Source organism: Arthrobacter sp. Sr24, from assembly GCF_054511175.1.
Genome location: NZ_JBTNDB010000017.1, coordinates 30,956 through 57,770 on the forward strand (window position 1 = coordinate 30,956; position 26,815 = coordinate 57,770).

26 protein-coding genes and 1 pseudogene are annotated in these 26,815 nt (G+C 61.2%); 5 read left to right on the forward strand and 22 right to left on the reverse strand.

Annotated features, from left to right (window positions below; genetic code table 11):
* Positions 1-20: 20 nt before the first annotated feature.
* From ACX80D_RS11885 to ACX80D_RS11895, 3 genes are all read left to right on the forward strand, one after another.
* A complete protein-coding gene (locus ACX80D_RS11885) occupies positions 21-872 on the forward strand; it encodes a DUF4062 domain-containing protein (RefSeq protein ID WP_459322862.1) in 852 nt (283 codons plus the stop codon).
* A 391-nt stretch (positions 873-1,263) separates the two neighbouring features.
* On the forward strand, positions 1,264-1,932 hold the full coding sequence (locus tag ACX80D_RS11890) for a hypothetical protein (RefSeq protein ID WP_459322863.1): 669 nt from the start codon (positions 1,264-1,266) through the stop codon (positions 1,930-1,932).
* Positions 1,933-2,213: 281 nt separating this feature from the next.
* Positions 2,214-3,257 carry a PDDEXK nuclease domain-containing protein gene (locus tag ACX80D_RS11895; RefSeq protein ID WP_459322864.1) on the forward strand — a complete coding sequence of 348 codons (1,044 nt, stop codon included), beginning with the start codon at positions 2,214-2,216 and terminating at the stop codon, positions 3,255-3,257.
* A gap of 92 nt (positions 3,258-3,349) precedes the next feature.
* On the opposite strand, the gene ACX80D_RS11900 is transcribed toward ACX80D_RS11895, so the two are convergent.
* The 7 genes from ACX80D_RS11900 to ACX80D_RS11930 form a co-directional block, all read right to left on the reverse strand.
* Positions 3,350-3,958 (reverse strand): DNA-binding protein, encoded by a 609-nt coding sequence (locus tag ACX80D_RS11900; RefSeq protein ID WP_459322866.1) that lies wholly within the window; start codon positions 3,956-3,958, stop codon positions 3,350-3,352.
* Between the two features lie 250 nt (positions 3,959-4,208).
* Positions 4,209-4,892, reverse strand: a complete 684-nt coding sequence (locus ACX80D_RS11905) for a hypothetical protein (protein ID WP_459322867.1) — start codon at positions 4,890-4,892, stop codon at positions 4,209-4,211.
* On the reverse strand, positions 4,889-5,155 hold the full coding sequence (locus tag ACX80D_RS11910) for a ParB family protein (protein ID WP_459322869.1): 267 nt from the start codon (positions 5,153-5,155) through the stop codon (positions 4,889-4,891). Before ACX80D_RS11910 ends, ACX80D_RS11905 begins: the two co-directional genes overlap by 4 nt.
* On the reverse strand, positions 5,148-5,444 hold the full coding sequence (locus ACX80D_RS11915) for a hypothetical protein (protein ID WP_459322870.1): 297 nt from the start codon (positions 5,442-5,444) through the stop codon (positions 5,148-5,150). The genes ACX80D_RS11910 and ACX80D_RS11915 overlap by 8 nt, the downstream gene beginning before the upstream one ends.
* A 9-nt stretch (positions 5,445-5,453) precedes the next feature.
* On the reverse strand, positions 5,454-5,729 hold the full coding sequence (locus tag ACX80D_RS11920; protein WP_459322871.1) for a glutaredoxin family protein: 276 nt from the start codon (positions 5,727-5,729) through the stop codon (positions 5,454-5,456).
* A gap of 311 nt (positions 5,730-6,040) precedes the next feature.
* Complete coding sequence (locus ACX80D_RS11925; protein WP_459322922.1) at positions 6,041-6,262, reverse strand: helix-turn-helix domain-containing protein; 222 nt, start codon at positions 6,260-6,262, stop codon at positions 6,041-6,043.
* Positions 6,263-6,488: 226 nt separating this feature from the next.
* Positions 6,489-6,638, reverse strand: a complete 150-nt coding sequence (locus ACX80D_RS11930; protein ID WP_459322872.1) for a hypothetical protein — start codon at positions 6,636-6,638, stop codon at positions 6,489-6,491.
* A gap of 63 nt (positions 6,639-6,701) precedes the next feature.
* Here ACX80D_RS11930 and ACX80D_RS11935 point away from each other — a divergent pair, with 63 nt between their 5' ends.
* Positions 6,702-6,974 carry a hypothetical protein gene (locus tag ACX80D_RS11935; RefSeq protein ID WP_459322874.1) on the forward strand — a complete coding sequence of 91 codons (273 nt, stop codon included), beginning with the start codon at positions 6,702-6,704 and terminating at the stop codon, positions 6,972-6,974.
* A gap of 295 nt (positions 6,975-7,269) precedes the next feature.
* Here the strand turns inward: ACX80D_RS11935 and ACX80D_RS11940 are convergent.
* The 10 genes and pseudogenes from ACX80D_RS11940 to ACX80D_RS11985 all read right to left on the reverse strand — a co-directional run.
* Positions 7,270-7,407 (reverse strand): annotated as a pseudogene (locus ACX80D_RS11940) (DUF4113 domain-containing protein); the annotation flags it as partial.
* Positions 7,408-7,648: 241 nt separating this feature from the next.
* The gene (locus tag ACX80D_RS11945) at positions 7,649-8,080 is read right to left on the reverse strand and encodes a hypothetical protein (protein WP_459322875.1); all 432 of its coding nucleotides are present in this window, start codon (positions 8,078-8,080) and stop codon (positions 7,649-7,651) included.
* A gap of 5 nt (positions 8,081-8,085) precedes the next feature.
* On the reverse strand, positions 8,086-8,919 hold the full coding sequence (locus tag ACX80D_RS11950) for a ParA family protein (protein ID WP_459322877.1): 834 nt from the start codon (positions 8,917-8,919) through the stop codon (positions 8,086-8,088).
* Between the two features lie 518 nt (positions 8,920-9,437).
* Positions 9,438-11,198 (reverse strand): ArsR/SmtB family transcription factor, encoded by a 1,761-nt coding sequence (locus ACX80D_RS11955; protein WP_459322878.1) that lies wholly within the window; start codon positions 11,196-11,198, stop codon positions 9,438-9,440.
* Positions 11,199-11,462: 264 nt separating this feature from the next.
* Positions 11,463-11,621, reverse strand: coding sequence for a hypothetical protein (locus ACX80D_RS11960; RefSeq protein WP_459322879.1), 159 nt, complete (start codon positions 11,619-11,621; stop codon positions 11,463-11,465).
* A 120-nt stretch (positions 11,622-11,741) separates the two neighbouring features.
* Positions 11,742-11,933, reverse strand: a complete 192-nt coding sequence (locus tag ACX80D_RS11965) for a hypothetical protein (RefSeq protein WP_459322880.1) — start codon at positions 11,931-11,933, stop codon at positions 11,742-11,744.
* A gap of 20 nt (positions 11,934-11,953) precedes the next feature.
* Positions 11,954-15,523: a MobF family relaxase gene (gene mobF / locus ACX80D_RS11970; RefSeq protein ID WP_459322881.1), complete on the reverse strand. Its 3,570-nt coding sequence runs from the start codon at positions 15,521-15,523 to the stop codon at positions 11,954-11,956.
* Between the two features lie 779 nt (positions 15,524-16,302).
* On the reverse strand, positions 16,303-16,647 hold the full coding sequence (locus ACX80D_RS11975; protein WP_459322882.1) for a hypothetical protein: 345 nt from the start codon (positions 16,645-16,647) through the stop codon (positions 16,303-16,305).
* A gap of 217 nt (positions 16,648-16,864) precedes the next feature.
* Complete coding sequence (locus ACX80D_RS11980) at positions 16,865-17,440, reverse strand: recombinase family protein (protein ID WP_430270375.1); 576 nt, start codon at positions 17,438-17,440, stop codon at positions 16,865-16,867.
* 438 nt (positions 17,441-17,878) lie between these two features.
* Complete coding sequence (locus tag ACX80D_RS11985) at positions 17,879-18,271, reverse strand: MerR family transcriptional regulator (RefSeq protein WP_459322883.1); 393 nt, start codon at positions 18,269-18,271, stop codon at positions 17,879-17,881.
* A 191-nt stretch (positions 18,272-18,462) separates the two neighbouring features.
* Between ACX80D_RS11985 and ACX80D_RS11990 the strand changes: the two genes are divergently transcribed.
* Complete coding sequence (locus ACX80D_RS11990) at positions 18,463-19,980, forward strand: SulP family inorganic anion transporter (RefSeq protein WP_459322884.1); 1,518 nt, start codon at positions 18,463-18,465, stop codon at positions 19,978-19,980.
* 268 nt (positions 19,981-20,248) lie between these two features.
* Here the strand turns inward: ACX80D_RS11990 and ACX80D_RS11995 are convergent, their stop codons facing one another.
* The 5 genes from ACX80D_RS11995 to ACX80D_RS12015 all read right to left on the reverse strand — a co-directional run bounded on the left by ACX80D_RS11995 (position 20,249) and on the right by ACX80D_RS12015 (position 26,741).
* The gene (locus ACX80D_RS11995) at positions 20,249-21,925 is read right to left on the reverse strand and encodes a ribonuclease J (RefSeq protein WP_459322885.1); all 1,677 of its coding nucleotides are present in this window, start codon (positions 21,923-21,925) and stop codon (positions 20,249-20,251) included.
* Positions 21,926-22,389: 464 nt separating this feature from the next.
* Positions 22,390-23,175, reverse strand: a complete 786-nt coding sequence (locus ACX80D_RS12000; RefSeq protein ID WP_459322887.1) for a universal stress protein — start codon at positions 23,173-23,175, stop codon at positions 22,390-22,392.
* Between the two features lie 234 nt (positions 23,176-23,409).
* On the reverse strand, positions 23,410-24,651 hold the full coding sequence (locus ACX80D_RS12005; RefSeq protein WP_459322888.1) for an MFS transporter: 1,242 nt from the start codon (positions 24,649-24,651) through the stop codon (positions 23,410-23,412).
* 22 nt (positions 24,652-24,673) lie between these two features.
* Complete coding sequence (locus ACX80D_RS12010; RefSeq protein WP_459322923.1) at positions 24,674-26,200, reverse strand: SulP family inorganic anion transporter; 1,527 nt, start codon at positions 26,198-26,200, stop codon at positions 24,674-24,676.
* A 160-nt stretch (positions 26,201-26,360) separates the two neighbouring features.
* Positions 26,361-26,741, reverse strand: a complete 381-nt coding sequence (locus tag ACX80D_RS12015) for a MerR family transcriptional regulator (protein WP_459322890.1) — start codon at positions 26,739-26,741, stop codon at positions 26,361-26,363.
* Between the last annotated feature and the right edge of the window lie 74 nt (positions 26,742-26,815).

A 26,815-nucleotide genomic window follows, 5' to 3' on the forward strand; every position in this document is an offset into this window, starting at 1 on the left:
CGGGGACGTAGAGTCTGGTCATGAGCTATTCCGCAACAGTTCTGCGCGTGATGATTGCATCACCCTCGGACGTACAAGAAGCCAGAGACGCTGTTGAGCGTGCTATCTACAGCTGGAACGATGCCAACGCCGAGAAGAAAGGGATTATTCTTCAACCGTGGCGGTGGGAGACATCCGCGGTTCCGATGCTAGGTTCCCACCCGCAACGTCTTATCAACGCTCAAGGGGTGGACAGCTCAGACATCGTGTTTGCGATGTTCGCAGGGCGGCTGGGTTCGGCTACTCCCGATGCGATTTCAGGCACAGCTGAGGAAATTAACCGAGCTCTCGATGCGGCTAAACCGGTACATCTATACTTTTCGTCGGCTGGCCTGCCTCAGGACGTGGATATTAAGCAGCTTGAAGCCCTTCGCGCCTTCCGCGCAGACATGGAGTCCAAGGGGCTGCTCGGTGAGTACAGCAACGTCAGTCAGCTAGAACACGAAGTGTGGAAAGCCATTGAGCACGACATCGCACAGGTCACTCCAGCGAGCCAGCCGCCGGTAGTCGAATCGAAGAAGATTGACTTCCTCGTACAGCCCAAGCAGGAAAGGGAAGTGACCTACGACAGCAAAGGCAAGCCGAAGAATAAGACGCGCCATTGGATCGAGGTGACGAACACGGGAACGCAGGACGCTGAAGGGGTGATGTTTGCATCGGTCGGACAGCACACGTCGATGCATCTGGGTAATTCTGAAGAGTCGACGATCGTCCATCACGGGCAAACACGGCGTATCGATACCTTCTACACCTACGGTGGCGGCGAGAGCATTCTCCGCATTACTTGGAGAGGCGATGGTGAGGAACAGTCGAAGGAATACCACGTCGACTGAAAGCCCGGCATCCCGAGCCGATCAGCTCCGACGCCTTGGTCATGCCCGTATTTTCCCGTCCGCAGAGGGTCTCCGTACGGACGGCTGACCAGTTCTTCTGATCCGGCTGGGTGTCTCGTAATCTAAGTGTCTCGAAACCCATGAGTTATGCGACGCTAGGCGTGTTGCAGTCAAGATGCTTCTGTTGCTCTCTCGGCGCGTTTCCATACTCGAATTTGCAGGGCATCTTCCCCGGGAAGACCAGTAACAGCTATCTCTGAGAGCTTCAGCCACGCTCTGATCTCATTCACGCGGTACGGTGGGAAGCAGTGGCCAATGGCTTCAGCTCTTGGCCGGATTCTCGGCCTTTCAGGTCAGGGACTCTTTACAGTCCTACAGTTTGGGGTGTGGGATGGAAGGTCCAGTTTGGGCGGCTTGGATTGCGGCATCGGCTTCGATGCTGGCGTTGCTTGGCAACGTAGCGCTGCAACTTTGGCAAGGAAGAAGAGTCAATCTACATCAAGCCAATCTCCAAAAGCAACAACTAGACTTCCAGCGCGCAGCGCTGGACCAAACCTCTGAAGCGGCATATATGGGCTGGCTGCGGGACAAGCGTCTTGACGCTATGGTTCGTTTGCAGGACGCCTTTGAAGAGGTGATGGCGGTGCGGGATCTCTGGGGCTTCAGCGAGAGCCGGGGGGACAATAAGGCTGCTTGGGATGCCAGGGTGAATGCAGCGAATAAGGAGATGTCCTCGGCGACCTACCGTGTGCGGCTCGTCTTCGGACTGCATCTGGACCTCTTGAAGTATTGCACCGACATATCTGTGCTCGCTGACAAGATGTGCAGACTCCTCTTGTTGCCTTGGGATCTTGGGCAAAAACTCGACGGCTGGGAGAGTCGTATATTAAAGGACCATGGCGAGTGGAGAGATGAGTTCGACAGGAAGTATTCAGTCATCTGGACGAAGATGCACCTGCTGACCACGCCGTTGCCGAAAAAAGAATGGGAAACGGTTCAAGAATCACTTGCTCGAGATGCCGGGGAAGCCTCGACGGAGTGCGACCCAAACGTGTCGTAGGAAGGGTCAGCCGAGTACATCGGTGGCTCCTTCCTGTCTCATATCCTCGATGCCTCAAAACCTATGCCATGCAAGACGGTGTAGGCCTGAGGGCACGGCACCGAACGATTACAGAATGCGGCCACCAAGGGGTGAAGGCCACAATCCGAGATCGCTGCCGCCGTCTCATGATCGGTCGTTTTTGAAGTCCTCCTTGAGGCAGTCCATGTTGCTGGACTCATACCAGGTCCCATGGGACGCTTGTCCATCTCCATCACCTCCTGCTCGATAGGATGATTCCTATGAATAGCCCCGGCGACCTTGCCGTTCCTGATAATTACGGCACGTTCCTCGATGCGCTCAAGGAGCGGATACGGTCAGCTCAAACACAGGTCCGCAGAACCGTCAATACCCAGCTGATCGACTTGTACTGGTCTATCGGCAAGGAGATACTCAGCCGCCAAGATCAGGATGAATGGGGCAGCGGCGTCATTGGCCGGCTGGCACAGGATCTACGCACGGGCTTCCCGGACATGAAGGGCTTGTCCCGTTCCAACCTGTTCTACATGCGCGGGTTCGCTGCCGCATGGCCAGAACCAATTGTCCAACAGGCCGTTGGACAATTGCCATGGGGCCACATCACCGTTCTGTTGGACAAAAAACTCGACCATGCCGCGCGCGACTGGTACGCGGCGGCAGCGGTCGAACACGGCTGGTCCCGCAACGTGCTCATGAACATGATCATGAACAAAACCCTTGAACGCTCCGGTGCAGCGCCGTCAAACTTTGCACAACGGCTCGTTGCGCCCGATTCCGAGCTGGCCCAGCAGATCGCTAAGGACCCCTACAATTTTGAATTCCTCGGCCTCTCGGGCGAAGTCGCCGAACGCGATTTGGAGCAGAGGCTCATGGACCGCATGGTCGAGACGCTGCGCGAGCTCGGGCCCGGCTTTGCCTTTGTCGGCAGGCAGGTGCATTTCGACGTCGACGGCGATGACTTCTACCTCGATCTTCTGTTCTTCCACGTCGAGCAGCTGCGCTATGTGGTGATCGAACTCAAAACTGGCAAATTCAAGCCGGACCATATCGGGCAACTACAGTTCTACATCGCCTTGGTCGAAGACAGGCTCCGCCGAGAAGGCCACGCCCCCACGGTAGGGATACTGGTCTGCGGCAGCCGCAAGGACCACACCGTCCGCTATGCCCTGAACCAGGCCGGCTCCCCCATGGCCGTCTCGACCTACACCTACCAGACACTTCCTGCCCGGGAACAAGCGGCCCTCCCCAGTGAAAATGATCTGGCCACGGCCCTAGATCTGGCCCAAGACCCAACACCACAGGGCTAACCGCGACTGCCTGTATTCCCTATCAGAGGCAGGAGAACGGCGTAGCGATCCGTGGGTCAGGCATCCCTAGTCGCCTTAGCCCTTCTTTTCATTCACTCTGGCGGTGTGGGCTTCTGCTTTTGGGCCGGCTGGATGCGGGCGATGAGGGCATCCTGGGTTTTTTGCAGGGTGGTGATGGTGGCGCGGGCTTCAGCCAACTGGCTTTTGAGCTCTGCCATGTCTTCGGCGTGTTTCCTGGCAGCGAGTGCGAGTTGTTCGCGGGCCTCGGCTGCTGCCGCATCGTTCTCTCGTGCTGCCTGGTTACTTTCCTCCACCTGGGTTTTTAATTCCTTGACGGTTTCCTGGTGGGTGCGGGCCGCGGTGTCGAGGTCGGCGGCAAGTTCGTTAATTTCGCGGTCCTTGTGGGCTTTCTCGTCCCGCCAGGCTTTTTCGATGATGGCATGCTCTGCCGTGGCGGTGCGGACGGCTTCTTCCCAGACGGTGCCGGCAAGGCGCAGAGCTTGCTCGGTGATGGTGGGTGGAGTGGCGGCAATCTTCGAGCCGGCGCTGTCGCGTTCGGCACGCCATTCCTTCAGGTAGCGGGTTGCATCGGCGTTGGACACGCTGGCGGCTTCGCGCACCGTGGCGACGGTGGGGTTGCGGTCGGCGCTGAGGCGCTCGGCGGCGGAGTAAACACGATCCTTGATGGACGACTCAGACATGGCATTCTTCTATAGTAGTAATCGTAGTAGTAATCCTACTACGATTACTACTCAATCACCACCTCTCCCCATTTTATTCTGAGAAATCCTTATTCTCCGTCGTGCCGGGGTTAGCTCGTTGGCGCCAGGTGCCGCTTGGCTGGGCATTCTCGCCGGGGCAGCCACTAATGGCGGCCTCTGGCTCATTCAGGCGGCAGTGGCTGCATTCCGATGAGACAGCGCCTTCATCGGATGACTGTTTGCTGTTTGATTAGTGAGTTCCCATGGCCAGAGTGGGTGTGCCGTCCTTGGTGGACAGCACCCGGAGGCCTCGGTGGGTGTACATCCTCTGGTGTCTGTCGCTGCGTGCTTCGGTGCAGAGGGCTGCACCTGCCGGAACGACGTGATTTATGGCCGTCGTGGCGAAGGTGAGGCCTTCCATGGTGTGTGGGTACATGGCGAGGTAGGAGATTTTGTAGGCCTCCCGCCCAGGCAGCACTTTTTTCCATTGCCGGATGGCGTTCGCGTTCTGGGCTGAGCGTTGGGGGTGCAGTTCCCTGAGTGCGGGGATGACGGCGGGCAACAACAGCATAATGACGATGAGCAGGAATGCCCCGCCGGCTTTCATGATGGCCAGGAGGATCTGCAGCCCTTGGCGGTCAGCGATGGAAATCCATCCCAAGAGTCCAATGATGACCGCAGCGCAGGCCCCGGCGGGTGCGAGCCACCTCCCCCGGGCCGGCGGCTTCTTGCTCTCGATGGCGATGATCGCTTTCTTCTCCCAATGCCACAGCCGTCCCCCACAGGCCAACAGGTTCAGGGAGTACAGGTGCCTCAGGTACAAGCCTCGGGCACGGCACCGGACACCGCGTCGGGTGGATTCGGCGGCGAAGGCTTGGGCAGCAATCCACGCCAGGGCCGGGGCGTCGCGTAGACGTGCCCGTTCGATATTCATGTTGTGTCGGGGTGTTCTATGGTTTGTTCGGCTCGGGTGCGTTGTCCCGGACGCAGGCTTCCTGGCCCGGCCCCGTCCCAGGGGCGGGCGTTGTTGTGTTTGCGCTGGAGCCGCCGAACTTCCTTCAAGGTGGCTGTCTCGATCAGCTCGGAGATCGAGGCATAACCCTCAACGGTGCCGGTAGCCAGGAAGGCTGCCCGGACCTGATCCGCATCCGTCGTGGTGAAGTAGGGGGCGAAGGATGAGGGCTTCTTCTTACTCATGGTCTTTCGTCTCCCAGAGAACTGGCCCGCCCTTATAGCTGCCGATACGGGTGTTGTTCCTGGCCCGGCGGACCTCGGCCATGGTCATCGTGTTGACCCGCTCTGTGACGATATGTTCTTGGCAGTGTTCAAGGATGATCTTCCTTCGGGCGACCAGATCGGCCATTGCTTCCATGCCGTCCCGTTCGTCCTGATGCCCATGTCCCAAACCCAGTTCGTAGCCGTTCATCCAGATCCGCCAGGCCAACGGGTCGCGGAGAATGAATTCAACCAGCTCTTCCTCATCCATGCCACTGCCCTACTCGCCCGTGCCGGTTGCCCCAGCCATGGTGGAGGCGTGCAGGGCGGCCACCTGTTCTATGCAGTCCGGACGGAGGCCGGCCCAGTGGAAGTGATCATCCACCACAACCACGGGCGCCTGGGAGTAGCCGAGCTCTTCGCTGACGTACTCCAGCGCGGCCGGCGTGCTCGTCAGGTCGACTTCCTGGAAAGGGACTCCGAGAGCGGTGAACTTCTCTACCGTTTTGCGGCATCCGAAGCATCCGGGCTTTGAATAGAGGGTGATTCTCAGCATGGTCAGTACCTGGTTTCGTATGGTCAAAAGTTTCGTTCGTCTGTGCTGCTGTATACCTCCAATTATACTCTTCATTCATATGAATAAACAGGTGTTTTAGCCCTACAATTCAACGAACTTGACCAGTAATTCCCCGCTGTTTTCGGTGGCGTTTCTGCCGTGCGCGACGCTTGGTAACTGTGGGGTAAGAACGGATAGCACCCAGACGCAGATCCCCTGGCGCTCTGGATTCAACCCACCGTGTCGATGACCTGACATGCCTGGTCTGGACAAAGAACCCCGCCACTCCCCCCAGATGAGCCCTTGAGCACCTACCCCGAGCCAGCGCCAGCCCTTGTGTCGTCATCGGCCCGCTGTTGCTCTTGCTTTGCATGTCGTTGCCACCCGGGCGGGCGTTTCGCCCGTGCCGCTTCATGGGTTGCCCGCAATCCAGGGAGGTGGCTTTCTCGGACTTGCAGGTGCCGCTGCACGGTCGACCGTGCCCAACCCACACGGTCAGCAATTTCGCGCACGGTCAGACCAGCGGCATACATGATCTCCCACTCAGGGTGCCGTGAAGTCTCCCATCCCACCACCGTGAGCCCCACGATAAGCGATGAAACAGATCTGTGGAAGCATGAGTGCTCACCCCAGTACGTCGCGGCAAGAATGCCTCGTCATCGATCGATCCGTCCGGGCTTTTTCTTTCACACCACCCGCATTGAACTTACACACTATTCCCAGTGGTCGATCCGCCTACCACCATCGCGCCCATCGCTTCTACCGGTCTACGCGCACGTGGAGGATTCGGGTTCCTGCGGGCAGGGTTCTCCGTAGCTGGGCGAAGCCCTGGGCGTAGCCCTGGCATTCGACGGTAGTTGTTTCGATAGCTGCAGTCTCGATGGTTTCCAGCATGGCTGTAATGAGCATGATTCAAGGATAGTCCGGCCAGTAACTATGTTCTATGTCAGACCATCAGAGCATACTGTACCAGTGAACAAGTTCGATCCTGATTCAAACGCGATGCTCATGGCCATCATCGATGCCGAGGGGCGTCACCCCAAACCCTCCGACGGGCCCACTCAGCGTTTCCCCCTCTGGAACACGCCCCTGGTGAAGGTAAATAAAATGTACGGAAAAGCGGTCGCCTACACTCGCTCGTACGGCCTCATAGACTGGAACGACGATGCCGGCAACCACCACACGGAATGGTTCCCAGCCGACCTGATTCATCGGGTGGGACGGGAGGACTGGCATGGACGCTAACGAATCGGCACGAGTCCCGGTGGGTGAATTCGTTGAATATTCGACGCTAAGCCTAGGTACATCCGTCAACGATACGTTCGCGAGGCAAGCATCCTCCGGTTAAGTGGTCCGCGGATTTCCGCGGCCAATTTTGTAACGCTTGCCGTGTACGCGCCAATGTAACGGCCTCCGGGCTTTGCTAGAGCCAACGCCTGCGAAGGCCTGACAGATTACTGGACAACGGCTACAGAATTCTGGCGGAAAACTGCGCTCACGTCGGATATTCCACTTTTTCACAATCCACCCCAGAACGTCCTTAGCGTGAATTTCCGTAGAGATCTTCCCCGGACCCCGTGTAGCGCGGTGAAAGCATGTCGCGCTTCATGGACCAGTCCGGCCCACTCTGGCCACCGGCCCGGCTCAGGCCGATACTCCCCCGCCCGTACTTCTTGGCTGTGCCATGGCACCCATCCCCTGCTCTTGACTTCCTGGGAAAGCACCTCATTGTCCGGCCCACCGAGAATCACGGGAGAATTCATACTCACTTACGGTATGAGAATCTTTGTGTACATCAGGTATCTGCTGTCGAGGGTTATGAACTAGCAACGAGCTGCCAGCAGTGACGGCTTGGGCCACAGCTTCTATATCCAGTAGATCTAATGGATACATTGGATCTGTACGCATTATTCGAGAAGTTACCCCTTCCGCCCGGCGCCGATCTTTCCCGCCTTGACCGGGGGAAACTCTGCACCCTTGTTGTACTTCTCTTCACGTTCCCTGGCGCGCACAAGCGCAGCCTCCAGGAGGAAGTCGGAGAATGAGGCTTCCCGCTCTCCCGACATGGTGGGCGTATGGAACCAGGCGGCACGTAGGCGGTCAATGACCTCTTCGTCGGTGAACAATGCGGCCTTGGACTTGTTACGCCCTTGCGGGACCGGTCCTGGCTTCTTCTTCGCTCCAGGCACTTCACCGGCGACCACAACAATCTGGCTGGGGTTCGCCGGTACGGGCGCTTGCCTAGCGGGCACAGCCTGCAATTCAGGCTGCGTCGCAACCTGCGATTCGACATGCTCGATGGGGTGAGATGCCCCAAAATTGCTCTTCTTGGGTGCTGGTCGTTGTGCCATTGCGCCTATTTCTCCTTCATCTGTGAGTAGTCATGGTTCGGGAAGATCGCACTGAGGTGCCCACGGAGGTCCAGACCTTCAATATCTACGAAGTGGCGGGCATAGATCTCGTATGCCTCTCGCGCCCTTTCAGCATCTGACTTCCACTCATCGAGGCCATAGCCGGCTTCCTGGGCATCCTGAATGACACTCCACAGTGGAATGTACGGGGTGAGGATTAGCCATGGTGAGGCATCTTCAAGCTCGCTGATCCAAGAGCGGTGGCTGATGGTGTTCCTGATTCCGTTGACCGTGATACCGGCAACCGTCAAGAGAGGGTTGTAGTACTTCTGCACGCTGTCAAAGCTCTTGTGCAACTCACTGAGGCCATCTAGTGAGAATTTGCCGGGCTGGGTGATCACAACCGCTTGATCCGCTGCTGTAAGCGCATTGACGGTGTGCAGATCCAGGCTCGGTGCGCAGTCAATAAGCACTAGGTCGTAGTCGTCCTGGACGGCGGTTAATGCTTCTTTGAGTCGGTATTCACGCCCATGCTCTGTGTGGAGCTGTTGGGTAGCCTTCGACGTGTTCTGATTCCCTGGGAGTACATCCAGGTTCGGCCAAATGCCGGCAACTTTCGCCTCGGCAAGCTTCTCCCCCACCAGTACATCTGCGAAACTCAGTTGATCAGCGAGCACTTCTTCTGCCGCCAAAATCCCACTCAGGTTCCCCTGAGGGTCAGCGTCAATCACCAAAACCCTCATGCCAGCATTCACGGCAACCCTGGCGTAGTTGATGGTGCAACTTGTCTTACCCACCCCACCTTTTTGGTTAATGAGGGCCTTGATATGCGCTGTCATTGTGTATCCAATCTATCTAATCTATCCATTATATCCAATGGAACGAGCCAATCCAATGGCTCTAGTGGATATCCACGCCCGAGTTGATGCGTCATCTCATGACAAGTGACAGTATCTAATATATCCATAGGTTTCGATGGATATATTAGATACTCAAACAAATTGTATCCATCGTGTCCAACGTATCTAATAGCTCCATTATATCCGATGAGGTGAGACAATCCAAGGGCTCTAGTGGATATTCACGCCCCCCATTGACGCGGCGTTTTTAATGTATCCATAAATAACTATGGATACATTAGATACATTGCTCGGCACAGGGGATTGCGGACACAACTTGGCGCCGGCATGAAGTCCTGACTTCGTGCCTGGGTGGTTTGGGGGCCAATGTTTGAACGGTGACGATGCTGCCTAACCGCCACGTAGTCCGCCGCGAACTTCTCGCACCAACCAGGCCCTTTAGTCTGGCTGTGGGTGCCGCGCTGGTCTTCTGCTTGGACATGTTCATAAGTCACGGGTTAGGTGGCTTGCAGGAAGCGTTGCAAGGCGGATTGGTCGTTGTCGTAGGGGATCCACGGGTCCCATTCGCTTTGTTCCTGGTCGTAGAGGTCTTCCTCGCGAATCACTGGTTCGGTGAAGCGTTCGAGGTAGGCGTGCCATTGCCGGCGCTGTTCCCTGATGAGGGCACTTTGCCGCTCGTAGTCTTCCTGGACACCCAACCATTCGGCAATTTTTCCTAGATTGGTGGTGTGAATGATCTGCCACTGTCCATGACGGCGTTCGACCATGGACAATTCCGCCAAGATGGTGAGCTCTTTGGCGACCGTAGGCCGACTCAACCCGGTGGCCCGCACAATGTCAGCGGTCGTGGGGGAGTGGCGCCCCCTTTCCACTGCCTCGTAGACCAGGGCTGAGGGCGCCCCCAGAGCCCTAAAGACCGTGCGAATCCCGTGGATCTTGCCTTTGCGCCAGGCGGTGGCTTTAGCAACATCCTCGAATTGTTTCGGCAGCCCTAGGACGTAGCTGTCGGCCCATTTCCCGCGGGCGTCCTCGATCTTGGACAGCATCCCACCAGAGTGCTTGACCAGGCGGGGGAGCAGGCGTGCGATAGTGCCGTGGTGTGCGCCCATCTCCCTGGCAAAGGACCGGCAGCCGACATCGATCAGCAATGTCCCCTTGGCCCGGGCAAAGCCCAGAATCGCCCGAAAAAGGAACCGAAGCATGATTCCTTCACGACCAGTTCGGGCCAGACGTTGGTCAAGGAGAGAGTACAGAACATTTTCAAGATCATTGATCTCAGCCTGGACAGAAACGCTGGAACGAAAATTCCCAGCCCCCCCGCTGTGGGTTAAAGACGGCTCTGTGTCGTATTTATTGCTATAGCTCTTACCTGCTTTAGGGGCGTCGTTTTTCTGGGCAACCCAGCTGGCCGCGTTCTCCCATTCCTTCCCAAGCAGTGCTTCTTGACGGGCACTGCTCCCATACAAGGCCCCGAGTCCGGCGAAGTCACCGCTGAGACGTGCCTGAATCTCGGGAAGGCTCACCTGCCAAGCACACAGGTGATTCAGCACAGCCATGCGAGCCTCGGAAGGACTCTTGTACTTAGCCGCGTCGTAGACCCCGGTCCGGGCAACCTGACGCAACACCGAACCACGCAACAAAGCGCTCTCCGTGGAGGCACCGGCTTTGACTGCAGAAACGGTGGCCACAGTCCTGACGGGTTTCAACCTTGCGGTCTTGCGGGCACGCACCTGGTGGATTGACGCCGCCAAGGCCCGGCGCAAGGCTGCAACAGCAGGGGCCGGGTTACGGCGACGCAGCACGTCGTAAGCCTCGGCAAGGGGCGTGTCCAAGATCTGGTGGCCGGTCATGGACTTATGCCAGGACCCAGGAGGGCGGATACAGCCATCGGTCACGTTCTGGTGGGGGCCAGGGTCAAGACTGGGGAAACGGGTGGCAAGGGCTTCCACGAGCTCACGAGCATCCTCGGCTGCCAGGCGTTCCTGCACTGGGACGTAAATGTGCCGGCCACCGCTGGGGGAGTGGTCGGCAACATAGGCCAACCCACAGGAATCAAGCAGAGCGCCGAGGGCGGCCGCGTCAGCATCCACCACAGCCTGCAAAGCCTTGGAGGTGTCAAGGTCCAAACACAATGTCTGCACCGAACCATCCGCCCCATGGACCATGACCGCGGCAGCACGCGTTGGTAGCAACTGGGTGATGGCCGGAGGATTGGAGCGAGGGCGAGGATACTTTCCCTCACGCGTGGCAAACCGCATGACGGGAGAGCCCGCTATAAGCGGCGCCAGCGCAGCCCAGGCCTGAGCATGGACTGAAGGCGTGCCCGACACGGCAGCCGTGTCGCCCGAGGCAGCTTTACCAAAAAAATCGTGTGCGTGTATGATGGAACTATTCCTTAGCAAGAGCGGGCATGACAAAGCCGCTGTTGTCGAACTAGCTGGAAACCGAGAAACTTGCCGGTGTCCGGGTTTCTAGCTAGAGAGTTTTATCAGTCAAGGCCCGCTTCGTGCGGGCCTTCTGCTTTAAGAAGCCTTCGCGATAGGCAAGGCCCCCTGGTTTGAAATTTGGTCTAGTTCGACTGTGGAGAGATGGGCCTTGACCAGTGTCGCGACGTAGTCGCTTACCGTCATGCCATGGGCTTCTGCCACCGCCGAGAGCTTTTCAGCATCGGGGATTGGCATGCGTGATCCAACAAGCCGGCGGTCGCCCTTGCTTCGTCGTCCGCCTCCGCGGTTTCCTGTAGATGCCATATGACCATCTAAGCGGTAACTGTTTCCATTAAGTGGGATTTCCACGGCGTGTTACCTAAAATCCTGCTGCAACTGCGACGCGAGCGGTGAACTGGCGCCCTTGACCCGCCTTGCATGTATTCCGCAAAGTTCAGCGTGGGCAACCACGCGTGAGACTCGGGCGGCAGCTCCTCCGCCATCGTAGGCCATGAGGTTATCGCCAGCCGGAATAAACGTCCGTGAGACCAAGGCACATTGATCCACTTGTTCTTCCTTGAATTGGGCTACATTCCCATGCCAAGGTACTGCGCAGACGTAGTGGCGCGCAGCGGCACGTCAGGTCCTGTGTGATCCGTGGCGGGGTTTGCTGTTGCCTGGCCGGCGCCTGCAATGAACGCTTCGATGCGGTGGCGGTGGTTGGTCATTTCGATGTCCTCCCAGCTGGGTTGGGGTCCGAGCGGCAGGGTTTCATCGGTGACGCCCCATCTGTCTCGGAAGACGGCAACGTCTTGAAGCACCCGCTGGGTGGGCTTCGGGTCGTTCTCAGCTTGGAGCAGTTGCACAAGTTCCTGTTTCCATGGATGGTCCAAGGTGAGCGCACGAGAGGCTACGACGGCGGTGCGCTGCAAGAGTCGGTGTTCGACCTGGTCGAGCAGTGCAGCGATATCCTTGCGGTCACTGTGGATGCGCACCAGACCCTCAGCATGGCGATCCTTGCCCAATGCTGCAGATAGTCGGCTGTGCAGGATTGCAGTTTGATCCCTCACTGGACCCGACGGTGTAAGCGCACCCAGGACTGTGCGTTCAGCCAAGATTCGGTTGTGGCTGAGCAGTCGCTTCCACAGGGTCACGGCAGGACCCCAGGAAGGTGATTCTTGAAGTTCCGCAACCCTGCTCGGGGCGTGGCGTGAGAGGAGATTGATAAGTTGATCGCTGGCTAAGATTTGCGTGAGGTAGTCGTGTTCGGCGGCGATTTGTTCCAGGGTGTCGGTGGTCTCGAGCAGATGCTCCCTGGTCTCGTGAGCGGTGCGTTCGGCGCCTTCCGCGGCAAGAATCCGACCTAGAATTTCGGGCCAGTGGGGGAGAACTGTGGGGTCAAGCCGTTCGCCGTCGTCGGGTTCGGGTTCCACCACGTAGGCGGTGTTGGCGTTCCTGCCGCGAGTCATGCTGACGTAGAACAGCTCGCGGGTAAGCCTGCCTTCACTGACCAATGAATGGCTGGTCTCGACGGTGATGCCTTGGGCCCGGTGGGCGGTAGTGGCATAGCCCAGCTCTGCGCAGAGGGACAGATAAGTGGCGTCCAATCGCACGTTGGCGCCCGTATCTTGGCGCCTGAACCAGGCGTTGCCAGAGCGGTCCGGTGGTTTTGTCATGACCAAAAGGGTGCCGTTGCGGATGTAGTCGCCGCGACTGTCGACGGTGTGCCGGTTGTTCTGTCTGGCGAGTACAACGTCGCCACGTCCCGCTTGTGAACCGTCACTCAGTTTTGTGGTCCGCGTGAAATCAACCATCCGGGCTGATCGTAGATCGGCCTGGGCCCGTTGGTTCAGAGTGTTGACGGTGTCGTTGTCCGGGGCGATGAGGATGGAGCTGCGCCCGGCAGCCAAGTCGCGGTTCCACGCGGCGTAGGCGGCATCGGCCATGTCGCTGTTGTTGCCTGATTTGATACGGCCGTGCTGCTGGTAGTGGTGGATGCCGTCGAAGTCGCCGTTACGCAATTGCAGGCACGCTTCGCGCTCCCAAGCGTGGCTGAAGCGGTGAATGGTGGTCAATCGTGCAGCATGCCCGCTGCGGTCGAGCCAGCCGAGGATGCCGCCGGCGTCGATGGAATCCAGTTGGGCCGGGTCACCCACCAGTAGAACTTTGGCCCCGGCCGCTTGGGCCTGATCAGTCAGGGCGGCGAGCTGGTAGGTGGACACCATGGAGGCTTCATCGACGATGACGAGTTGGTTGGCGTGCAACTGCCAGCGTCCCTGTTCCGCTACCAGCGACGCGAGTGTCTGTATGACGCGTTCCTGCTTGCGCCGCATACCTGACGTTGCGTCCACGTGCAGATTGCGGAGCACTCGTTCGCTGGCCAGGTAACGCTCCGCACGGTTCGCGGCGCCCACGCCGACGGTTTCGTGGAGCCACTTGGCCACGTTTTCGGCGGACAGTCCCAGCGCTGTGGCAAGGACATCGGCCGAGACCGCTGAGGGTGCCAGCGCCACGACGCTGCCCTGGCCAAAGGCGTGTTGCCAGATGGCCGCGAGAGTTTTCATGATGCTGGTTTTGCCAGTTCCGGCCGGGCCCGTGATGGCATCGACGCGGTACCGGCTGGATAGTATTTGCAGGGCAGCGTCCTGCTGATCGCTGTGGAGTGAGGCTTCGGGAGAGGCTCGCAGTGCATCGATGGCATCCCACGGGTCCATCCCTGGCCCGTCAGGGGAGGTGCTCGCGGCCATGATGGCGTCCTCATTGGACAGGGTCCTGACGTCGGAGAAAGTCCGGCCTTCGGGGAGGTCAAAGACGGTGCGGTCGTTGCTGGCAACGTCGGGTCCGGCCGCAACTGGGGTTGAGTATCTGCAGTGGTTCAAGGCAACGGAGCAGGACTCGGCGGCGGTGGCGACGTCGTCGATCATGCGCGCCCGGTCTGCGGCTGTGGCCACGCGAATCTCCGCGCAGACGCGTTCGGCCTCGGCCAGGAGGTTCCAGCGATTCCAAGTGGATCGTTTCTGGGCGACCAGGCTCTGGACGAGCTGGCCAGAGGCGTTCAGCCATTCGGTCATGAGGTCTTCACGTCGTAGGGGTGTTGTGCGTGAGCGGTGGATGGTTTCGGCCACGATCCTCTCAGGGGATTTGCTGAGTCGTTCGGCCCTGTCGCGCCACTGGAGCAAGCGAATCCTGAGCGGGGTTGGCTCGCCAGATTTGGGGGATCGGGTGGCCAGTGTAGCCTGCTGGCGGAGCTTGATGACGGTCGTATCCGACGGGGCATGGCCGTGGTTCTGGATCCATGTCGCAACGAGACGGTCCTTCTCCAGTTCTATGGATTTGGCCCGTGTGGAGAACTCCGCGATCAGCTTTGGGTCGATACCCGCCAGCTCGTGAATGAAGTTGTGACTCTTCACGGCAGGTGCTCGCACTTCTGTCACCGTACCGAGCTGACGCTGGAGTTCATCGAAGAGCAGTCCGTTGTAATGCTCGCTGGCTGCAACAACGGCCTGATAGAGGGTGCGGGCGTCGAGGCTGGTCCAGGCACCATCGGTGATCCGTCGGACGCGGTTGGCGATGACCAGATGGGTGTGGAGCTGCGGATCCCCGGCACGGGACTCCCAATGGTCGAACGCTGCAGCGACGGCACCCCTGACGGGAACGCGAGCCACCCCGTTGTGACCGGCCCGGGTATGAATGGCTTTGGTCTCCAACCATTGGAGCGTGTCCTGCACGGCTCGATGGTGGGCGGCCAGCACTCGGCCTTGGACGTCGTGGTTGCCCAGGGCCCAGAGCACCGAAACGGATTTCGGGACGCTGAACGTCAGATCAAAACCCGCGACCGGCGCCCGAACAGTGGCGGCGGCCCCCGGCTGCCCGACGGGATGGACAACAGTACGGTGACCGTGAGGCCTCCCGAGCGCGTCACCGGTGACCGGATTGGTGGCCTGCTCGAAAACCGCCTTGGCGGCCGCATCTGTGACCGGGGCGCCGGCTTCGACACCAATGCCGTCCACGCCTGCACCCAGCCAGATTCCGCGAGGATTACCAGACTTGGTGTAATAGTCAGTGAGATCCTTGACGCTCATGTCTCCATGGGCGGTGGTCTTCAGCAGGTACTTCACACCCGCGTCAGCTGAGAGCCGGGCAATGGACACGGTCATGGTCCACACCGCCCCGGGTAGGGGAGTGCTGGGACAACCAACTCATGGTTATCGCTGTGACTGTGGATTCCTTTGCAACATTTCACACCTGTCCATGGTGATTGGAAGGCAAAACGACATGACCAAACGAAAATTTTCTGCAAAGCCGGCCGCAGCCGCCGCTTGGATGCAAGACGTGTGACGATCTTGAAGATGGCAGACAATTGGTGGCGGTGACGGCCAAGGGGGAGACCGTGATGCTTAGCTGGGAGAAGCTTGTCTGGGCCAGGACGAGCTTCCAAGGAACATAGCCTTATTTATTGGCACGGCTAAAGTTGACTTGGCGCCACATTCATTCTGAACAGAGCCACGCGTCGAAGCCCAGGCAGTTGCAATCAGTGTCGTGCTGTTCGGATGTAGGCCCTCGATGGGCCGTGCCCTACGCCCACACTACCGATCCTTCTGCGCCTCTGGCGTCGTCGGCGGGTCGGCCATCCCAGGCCCGATCCAGCATGTTCTGCCGCTGTGTGCCCAGCATGAGGTATTCAGGAGCGGGCCGGGCACAAGTGGGGACATTGCAGATGTCCCGTAGAACATCGCCATCTTCGAATGGGGTGCCTGTGTCCAGCTCGTAGGAATAACGATGGGGCGCACGGACGTGTCCTATCTGTTCTGGTGCAGGAAATAGGCCATAGACATCATCGGCAACGGCGCCGGTCCACCACAGCCAACAGTCGCCAGAAACGGTGCCCTTGAGGACCTTGGATCAAAGCGGTCAGTTGGAGCAGCTGCAGTTTTCATCAGGCCGGGTATTTTTCCCGTTTGCGGGAGTGCTGCATCTGATGCACGCCGGCTGTAAGGATCTCCCTGACCAAATCGCTGGAATTGATGTTGCGCTCATCAGCAAGGTCTTTGAGCTGCTGCTTGAGGTCTTCAGTGACGCGGAGGTTCAAATGAGGCGAATGCTTTCCCGGCTTGGCGCCAGGGTCCAAGCTGGGACGGCCGCCAATCAGGCGGTCCAGCTCGGCCGGGTCCATGCCTGCTTCCAGGAGAACGGACCGCCCGTGTGCGGCCGCTTCTGATCCGCGGCGAATGGTGGCAGATGGCTGAGTCTGGGGCAGCTCATTTTCGGCCCAGTCCGCCATCTGCTGGTAGCGGGCTTGGGGTATGAGTAGTAATGGAACAGAATTGCGCGTTTAAGGCAAAACCATCGGTATAGCGGTTGGCGCTAAGCGCGTGATCGTGGTCCTTGGCTGCGGGTGAAGTTGAAGTTGCTCGCGGAGGTCGATCTCTTCGGGCATGTGTCGTTCAGAAGTCGTCTGTACTCCGCTGGGGCATCAGTGATCGCTGGCTTTTGACGGATCAGGCGTTTGGGCCGAGGTGGCGGTAGAGCGTCGCGCGACTCCACCCGACCAGGCGTGCCGCATCTTCGGCGGTGCGTCCCTTCGCGCGGGCGTCCTTCGCGATCGCGAGCTTATCCGCGATCACCAAAGGGTCCGAGAGCGGACGGCCGAACCGGGTGCCCGATTGCCGGGCCGCGGCGATCCCGGCATTGACGCGTTCAACGATCAGCTCGCGCTCGTACTCGGCCAGGGAGGCCAGCAGGTTCAACATCATCCGACCGGTGGATGTCGCCGGGTCGATCCCGTCCGAGATGGAGCGCACGTTCACACCGCGTTCGCGCAACAGGTTCACGGTGTTCAGCACATCGATGAGCGACCGGCCGAGCCGGTCGACCCGCCAGACCACCACGTTGTCCCCGGCCTCGGCGTACTCGAGCAGCTTCTTCATCCCGGGCCGCTCGATCGCGGTCCTGCTGCCGGAGGTGACGTCGGCGAACACGTCGCGTTTCTGCACCCCGGCCTTGACCAGCGCGTCGAGCTGAAGCTGCGCATCCTGGCTCGAAGTACTCACACGCGTGTATCCCAAATGTCTCACGCCACCATTTTGACTCAGAAACCTCTTCGCGGCAATCGGATGAGACGCTTTACGGCGGGATGACTTTTCGAGACACTTGGCGCCCCGCCACCCGGGGCCGGCCGATTTTCGAAGGGGGACCCGCACCAATGTCTCAAAAAGCTAAAGGTTTTCGAGACGCGCGGTTGGGCGATCTCCGCCGGTCTCAAAATGGGCGAATGCGAACGCACGACAGGAGTAGTGCGGGTGTGGCTGCACCTCGGGGTCGTACGTACCCGGCCTCGCAAGCAGCCGCAGGGCCCATTCGTCGGCCTCTCAGCACTGCGACAATGAAGCCATTTACCGCTGCCATTCACGGTGAAGCATTCTTGTGGAACGCTCAGCCGGTAGCGGGGACGGTTGTTTTTCGCTAGGTATCTTGCCTTCTGCTGGTTTGCTTCTGCGGCATCAGCTTGCGGGTTATATGCCGTGCAGGTTTTGGATGAAATCGTCGGCCCGGCGGAGGTTGAGCGCCAGGACCTCGCGCTTTTCATTGGCACGCCGGACGAAATCCTCAAGCTTGGCCCGGGCTTCCGGATCGTTCGTGTCGGCGGCCAGGGTGTCGACGGTGTCCAGCAGCTCGCCCATTTCCTCCAGGGTGAATCCCAGCGGCTTCATCGAACGGATCACCAGCATGCGCTGCAGGTCGGACTCGGTGTAGATCCGGAACCCGCCCTCGCTGCGCGTGGTCGCCGGCAACAGGCCCACCTCGTCGTAGTGGCGGATGGTGCGCTGGGACAAGCCCGTGGCGTCCGCCAAGTCCCCGATATGCATGGTCTGCCCCTTGGCCACCGGTGGTGGGGTGTCGATCATGGGATTCTCCTTTTCCCTAAAATTCCAACTCTACCCTTACGATAAATTAGAATTGATTCTTCTCTCTGTGCTCCGCCGCGGCCAATCCTCGCCGCGGCCCTTCATTGCACAGCCCAAGGGCGAGCCGCCCCCAACGATTCTAAGCACCTGAGTGCCCGAGCGCCCTCACTCACTTTCGAACGGAGCCATCCATGGCCACGAAAACAACGGCAGAACACCCCGTTCTGTCTCCGGAGGAACGGCAATCCGTTCTGCGCACCCTCAAGTCCCCGCGCCTGCTCAAGACCGAGGTCCTCGCCGGCCTGGTGGTGGCCCTCGCCCTGATCCCCGAGGCCATCGCCTTCTCCATCATCGCCGGGGTAGACCCCCGCCTCGGGCTCTTCGCCTCCTTCACCATGGCCGTGTCCATCGCCTTCCTGGGCGGGCGTCCGGCCATGATCTCGGCTGCAACCGGGGCCATCGCCCTGGTGATTGCCCCGCTGGTGAAAAGCCACGGCGTGGACTACTTCATTGCCGCCGTGATCCTGGCCGGAATCTTCCAGGTCATCCTGGCCCTGCTGGGGGTGGCCAAGCTGATGCGCTTCATTCCCCGGCAGGTCATGGTCGGATTCGTCAATGCCCTGGCCATCCTGATCTTCATGTCCCAGGTCCCCGAGCTCCTTGGCGTCCCCTGGATGGTCTACCCACTCACCGCCCTGGGCCTGCTGATTGTCTTCGGCCTGCCCAAACTCACCACCGTGGTCCCCGCGCCCCTGGTTGCGATCGTCGTTCTGACCCTTATTGCCGTTGTAGCATCCCTGGCGGTCCCCACCGTCGGGGACAAGGGTGAGATGCCCGAGAGCCTGCCGGCCCTGTTCCTGCCGAACGTTCCACTGAATTTCGAAACCCTGCAGATCCTGTTCCCCTACGCGCTGGCCATGGCCTTCGTGGGCCTGCTTGAATCCCTGATGACCGCCAAGCTTGTCGATGACGTTACCGACACCCGTTCCAACAAGACCCGAGAATCCTGGGGCCAGGGGGCGGCGAACATCATCACCGGATTCTTCGGCGGCATGGGCGGTTGCGCGATGATCGGGCAGACCATGATCAACGTCAAGGCCTCCGGCGCCAGGACCCGCATCTCCACCTTCCTGGCCGGAGTTTTCCTGCTCATCCTGGTCGTCGCGCTCGGCGGCATCGTGGCGCTGATCCCGATGGCCGCTTTGGTGGCCGTGATGATCTTCGTTGCGGTGGCCACCTTCGACTGGCACAGCATCAAGCCCTCCACCCTGCGCATGATGCCCAAGAGCGAGACCATCGTCATGCTTGTTACCGTGGTCTTCACCGTCTGGACCCACAACCTGGCCGTCGGTGTGGGTGTCGGCGTGTTGACCGCCATGGTCTTGTTTGCCCAGCGGGTCGCCCACTTTGTCACCGTCACACGGGCAGTCAACGAGGAACGCGGAGTCGCGGCATACGTGGTCAACGGTGAGTTGTTCTTCGCCTCCTCCAATGACCTCTACACGCAGTTCGAGTACGCGCTTGACCCGGAACGCGTGGTCATTGACATGCAGGCATCGCACCTTTGGGACGCCTCCACGATCGCCGCGCTGGATGCCATCACCGAGAAGTACGAGAAGTACGGCAAGAGCGTCGAAATCATCGGACTGAACACGGCGAGCCTGAAGATGCGTGAACGCCTGGGCGGGAAACTCGGAGCCGGTCACTAAGCCCCGGCCCATCCCCAGCTCGCATATTGCGAGGCACTATGCGAGCTGGGCGACTGATGCGCCACCGGTACGCCCCCGTCATTGAGCTCCGTGGAGGCGTGTAACAGAGACCTTGTCCTTGATGCGGACCCGGGCCTGGGGAGGGCTCACCCGGGAGGGCCCGGATCTCTCCTGGGGAGGTTCGTGCGGAAGAGGCCGGGGGCCGTTGGCCTGTCCGCTTCCCGTGGCGCGGCCCGAGTGGTCCCGATGGACCTAGGAGTCCCGGTGTTTAGACGGCGTCCACGGTGATGACGGTGACGACCGGCTTGCGACGCAGGGCGCGGTCCGACCATCTCGTCAGCGCCTCACCGACGGCGCGTTCGGCCTCGGGGCCCGTCTTGGGGCCCCTGAGGCCGGAGAAGGCCTTCTGCACAACGCCGGTGGCCTTGCCGAGCTCTTGGGCGGAGAATGTGAATCCCACCGGGAAGAACTCCGGGGTTTCCTCCAGGGAACCGGTCTTGGGATCCACGATGGCCAGGACGCTCAATGCCCCGTCTTCGGCCAGGCGGATGCGGTCTTGAAGGGATTGCTCGGTGGCGGCACCCGCGACCATGTTTTCGACATACACATAGTCGGCCGGGATGCTGCCGGCGACGCGGGCGCGGCCGTTTTCGAGGTCGACAACGGTTCCGTCCTGGGTGATCAGGACGTTTCCGGGCTCGACGCCGGTGCGGATCGCCAGCTCCGCGTTGGCCTTCAGGTGACGCGGCTCGCCGTGAATGGGCATGACGTTCTTGGGGCGGACCAGGTTGTAGCAGTAGACCAGTTCGCCGGCCGAGGCGTGCCCGGAGACGTGGACCTTGGCATTGCCCTTGTGCACGACATTGGCGCCCAGCTTGGTCAGGTCGTTGATGAGCCGGTAGATCGCCGTCTCGTTGCCCGGGATGAGGGAGGACGCCAGCAGGATCGTGTCGTCCTGGACCAGGTCGATGACGTGGTCCTGGCTGGCCATGCGCGCCAGGGCCGCCATGGGTTCGCCCTGCGATCCGGTGCAGATGATGACGACCTTCTCCGGGGCCATTTTTTCTGCCGCCTTGAATTCCACCAGAACCCCGCGCGGGATTGTCAGGTAGCCAAGTTCTTTCGCGGTGCCCATGTTCCGGACCATGGATCGGCCCACGAATGCGACCTTGCGGCCGTGCTTGTGCGCCGAATCGATGACCTGCTGGATGCGGTGCACGTGCGAGGCGAAGCTGGAGACGATGACGCGGCGCGGAGCGGTGCGCATGACGGTGTCGATGGCCGGTGCGAGGTCTGCTTCGGCCGCCATGAAACCCGGGACATCGGCGTTGGTGGAGTCCACGAGGAACAAGTCCACGCCTTCTTCGCCCAGGCGGGCAAAGCCGGCCAAATCGGTGATGCGGCGATCCAGCGGGAACTGGTCCATCTTGAAGTCACCGGTGTGCAGGATTTTCCCGGCCGGGGTGGTGATGGCCACGGCGAGGCCGTCGGGGATGGAGTGGTTGACGGCCAGGAATTCGAGGTCGAACGGGCCGATTTTCTTCTTCTCCCCCTCCTTGACCTGCACGGTCTTGGCGGTGATGCGGTGTTCCTGCAGTTTCGTTTTCACGAACGCCAGGCTCAACCGTGCCGAGATCAGCGGGATGTCGCTCCGTTCCCGGAGCAGGTAGGGGATGCCGCCGATGTGGTCCTCGTGGCCGTGGGTGATGACTAGGCCGACAATGTCGTCGAGGCGGTCACGGATCGCCGAGAAGTCGGGCAGAATGACGTCGACACCGGGATGGTGTTCCTCGGGAAACAGGACGCCGCAGTCCACGATCAGCAGCTTGCCGCCGTATTCGAAGACCGTCATGTTGCGGCCGATCTCGCCCAGACCGCCCAACGGGGTGATCCGCATGGCGCCTGCGGCGAGGGGGCGCGGGGGTGACAGGGGTTTCTTGGTCATGAAAGTCCGTTCTCGAGTTGTAGCTGTCGGGTGTGGCGGTGGGATCGTCGCCGGTGGTGTGGCAACCGGATCCGGTATCCGGGTCCGATGCAGGAAAAGTTTGCGGTGCGCGTCGTTGCGCAGGGGGAGCGGCAGGAATGTCCGGGAAGCGTGATTCCGGAGCTCCAGGTTCCCCGAAGCACCCTCGCCCTTAACTCTAACGTCACGTCAGGGTTAAGGGCACCTTCGTGCAACGCGATGATCCAAGTGAGATGAGCGTCACGGTGATGGAACGGGATGGGGCCGGGCATAGGAGAAGGGCGCCGAAGCGGCAGCCGCACGTACCGTTCCTGGGTGCATCCCGGGCCAACGCCTCGAAGCGGGCCAAGGGGCCATGCTCAACACGGCCGTGCGGGCCAGGGACCTGCGTACTGCCGGGCCCCTGGCCCGCACGGTTCTCGATATCGAGGGGGATGAATCCCTGGTCAGTGAATAACGGCGACCGGGCACTGGGCGTGCTGCAGCACCGACTGGGTGACCGAGCCAAGCAGCAATGCACGGATGGGGCCGTGTCCTCGGGTGCCGATCACCAGGAGGTCGGCCTCGCGGCTTGCCTTGGCCAGTTCCTCGGAGGCGGAACCCAGCACGTGCCGGGTCTCGGCCCGGACGCCGGCGCCGGCCTCGGATACCCCCCAGATCGCTTGCTCGACCTTCGTGTCGGTGGCGTCGTCAGCCTTCTGCTGCACGTGCAGGGCAAGTACGCTCCCCGCCGTCTGCTTCGCGTGACGCATGGCAAATTCCAGCGCCCTGAGGCTGTGTTCGGAACCATCGATTCCGACAACGATCCGTCCCGTGCGCAAGGCGTGCGGCTCCCGGACCACCACCACCGGTCCGGATGCGTGGCGTATCACGTACTGGCTGACGGAACCATTGACCATGCTCTTCAACGGGCCTTGGGTGCGTGCCCCCAGGACCGTCAGGTGGGCCGTTTCCGCCGCGCGCACCAGGGCCTCGCCGGGCGAGCCAAGCACGGTGGACACGGAGGTGTTGGAAGTCTTTGCCGAAGCCAGGAGTTGGTCGAGCTCATCGGTGACGTGGGCTGCCTGATATTCCTTGGGCACCTCCGGCACGTCGGTGACGTGCAAGGCGGAAACCAGGACATGCAACGGTCGCGAGAGCTGGGAGGCGAGTTCATCGGCCCATGTCAGGGCAATCTTACTGTGCTCGGACCCACCATAGCCAAGGAGGATGGCACCAGGGATTGTTGTCATATTTGGACTCTAACACAACGTTAAGGTCTGCCGCGGGTTCCGCCGCCTGCCCAGGGCGAGGATGCGCGTGCCTGGCTATTGCCCTCTGGGCAATCCCCTCGGAGCGGGAGATGCAAGGTGGGGGCAGAAGCGTGGGCCGATTGATCTGCCCCGATCCACCCCGCTCCGTCTTGGGCGCCGTTGGTTCTTGACGCCATCCACCGGCCCGTGGGAGGGGTGCTTGGCCCCGGGGGTTTATGGAGCCGTGCGGAGGCGGGGCTCGCGGACCACCAGTGACACGATTCCCACGGCCAGGGGCAGGGCGGCGAATACCAGGGCCGGGCCCGTGTAGTCCCCGGCCAGGTCGTGGCCCACGGAGAGCAGCAGGGGACCTGCAGCGGTGGAGGCCAGCCCGATGGAGGTGGCGAACCCGCGGATGGCACCGATGTGGGCGGTTCCGTAGTAGCGGGAGAACGCGGCGGCTTCGATGCCGCGCAGGCTGCCACCGGCCGCCCCCAGGACGAGCCCGTAGGCGATGGCCGCCCACCCCGGGGCGACAGTGGGGATGAGGAGCAAGGCCGCGGCCATCGTGGCCATGGAGAATGCCACACAGTACTTGGATGGGATGCGGTCGGCCAGGGCACCTGCCCCCAGGGTGGCGGCGATGCCGCTGATTGTTTGGGGCAGGAAGTTCGCTGCCGCCTCGACCGGGTCCAGGCCTTGGGCGCCAAGGACGGAGATTTGGTGGAAGGCCAGTGCGGTGCTCAGCAGCCCGGTCGCGGACAGCCCGGCGACCAAAGTCCAGAACATTGAGGTGCGCGCGGCCTGGGCCAGCGTCCATCCGACGTCCGGTTCGGCACCGGAAGAGTTGCCATCAAGGACGGGAGCGGCTTGGCGGGAACGGGGACGCAGCAACAGCGCCGTGAGCACGACGATGCAAAGCACCGCGAGGGCCTCGAGCCGCCATGCGCTTTGGATGCCCACCTCGGCCACGAGTCCGGAGAGTGCAAACGGGGCAATCGAAATGCCGCCGGAGCCGATCGCGCTGGCGATGCCCAGGGCCAGGCCGCGGTGGCGGGTCACGGACCGGGCCACCAGCGTCGTTGCCGCGAGCGAGAGCGCACCCTGCCCGGCCATGCGGATCCCGGTGAATCCCAGGGTCAGGCCGGTGGCATCCACGGCGAAACTCAGGCCGAGCAGGAAAGCGGCGAAGGCCACCCCGATCCCGGCGATGGTGGCACGGATGCTCCAGCGGTCCATCGCCCGGCCCAGGAAGGGCAGGGCCATGGCCCCGACGAGCGTGCCGATCAGGTAGCTCAGGGAAACGGCGGACCGGCTGATGCCCAGCCCGGCGATGATCGGATCGGTAAAGACGGACAGGCCCGCGGTCTGGCCGGGGGCGCTCATGGCCGAAAGCACCCCGCCGGCAGCGACGACCCCTATCCATGCTGCGGGAAGGCGGCCGGAAGCCCCGGCGCGGGAACGGGTGCGTGTCATCGCGGGTGTTCCCGGCCGTTTTTTAGTGTCCTCCTCCAAGTTTCCCGCCCAGGCGTTCGCGCATCTTCAGGCTGGCGGTGTTCAGCCCCTCGATTTCGACGGTCTTGCCGTACTTCTCATACTTCTCGGTGATGGAATCCAGGGAGGCGATGGTGGAGGCATCCCACAGGTGGGAGTTGTACAGGTCGATGACGATGTGGTCGGGGTCCTCGGCGTACTCGAACTGCGTGTAGAGGTCGTTGGAGGAGGCGAAGAACAGCTCCCCGGTGACTTCGTACTTGGCGATCTGCTCGCCGAAGTGTTCCTCGATGCGCCGTTCCACGGTGACCAGGTGGGCCACCCGCTGGGCGAACAGGACCATCGCGGTCAGTACCCCGACGCCGACGCCGATGGCCAGGTTGTGGGTGGCGACGGTGACGATGACGGTGGCGAGCATGACGATGGTCTCGCTCTTGGGCATCATGCGTAGAGTGGAGGGCTTGATGCTGTGCCAGTCGAAGGTGGCCACCGCGACGAAGATCATCACGGCCACCAGGGAGGCCATCGGGATCTGCGCCACGATGTCGCCCAGGGCCACGGCCAGGACCAGGACGAACACCCCGGCCAGGAAGGTGGAGATGCGGGTGCGGGCCCCGGAGGCCTTGATGTTGATCATGGTCTGGCCCACCATGGCGCAGCCGCCCATGCCGCCGAAGAAGCCGGTGATGATGTTCGACGCGCCCTGGGCCCAGGATTCACGGGGCTTGTTGGAACGGGTGTCGGTGACGTCATCGACCAGCTTGGCCGTCATCAGGGACTCGAGCAGGCCCACGATGGCCATGCCCAGCGCGAAGGGGAAGAGGATCTGGAAGGTTTCGAAGGTCAGTGGCACGTTGGGGAAGAACAGGCTGGGCAGGGACTGGGGAAGTTCGCCCTTGTCCCCGACCGTGGGGACGTTCAGGGCGAATACCATGGCCGCGGCGGTGAGCAACACGATGGACACCAGCGGTGCGGGGACGACCTTGGTCAGGCGTGGCAGCAGGTAGATCACGGCCAGACCGGCGATGGTCAGCGGGTAGACCAGCCACGGGACACCGATGAGTTCGGGCAGCTGGGAGGTGAAGATCAGGATGCCCAGGGCATTGACGAATCCGACCATGACCGAGCGGGGGATGAAGCGCATGAGCTTGGCAATGCCGAGGATGCCCAAAACGACCTGGAAGATGCCGGCGAGGATGACGGCTGCGATGAAGTAGTCCACGCCGTGGCTTTTCACCAGGGGGGCGATGACCAGGGCGGTGGCGGCGGTGGCCGCGGAGATCATGGCCGGTCGCCCGCCCAGGAAGGCGATGGACACCGCCATCGTGAAGGAGGCGAAGAGCCCGAGGCGGGGGTCCACCCCGGCGATCAAGGAGAAGGCGATGGCCTCGGGGATCAGGGCCAGGGCCACGACCAGTCCGGCCAGGACCTCGGTCTTGAGCAGACGCGGGGATTTGAGGGTCCGCAGGACGGACTGGCGCTCCTCGGGCGAGAACTCGCCCGTGGGGGCGGTGTGAATACTGGTGGACATGAAGTTCCATTCGCGTTGTGGGCGCAGTGGCGCCGGGTGGGTGAGGCAGGGGTAAGACAAGGAAATGGGGGGGGTTCAACGAGGACGGGCTCTTGGGCCCGGGCGGGGCTTGGGGGTCTAGCCGAAACCGGGGGGCGGGGAGTGAAAGCGGATCAGGATGTCATTGCCCCAGGGTGGAATGCAGGTCGGCAATGAGCCGGTCCGCCTCGTGCAGCTTGCGGGCCAGCTTCTGCCTGGCCTCGTGCGCCCGGCGCAGGTACTCTTGTGCCCGTTCCGTATCCCGGGGTGCCAACGGCGCGGTCTTGAGGATGTCAAGCAGCTCCGTCATCTCCTCCAGGGTGAAGCCAAGGGTCTTGATGCGATGCACGTGGTTGAGTCGGTCGAGGTCGTCCTCCGTATACAGGCGGAAGCCGCCGTCCGTCCGTCCGTGCGCCGGAAGAAGACCGACCTCGTCATAGTGACGGATGGTGCGCAGGGATAGCCCGGTGCGCTCGGCAACCTCACCAATGTGCATGAGATGGCCCTTGAGGTGTTGCGGCATTGCTTCGACCTTCCGGCGGGCGGTTGGCAATCCTGCCCGCTACTTTTCTCGCGTCTCCAGCCAAACCCTAACCT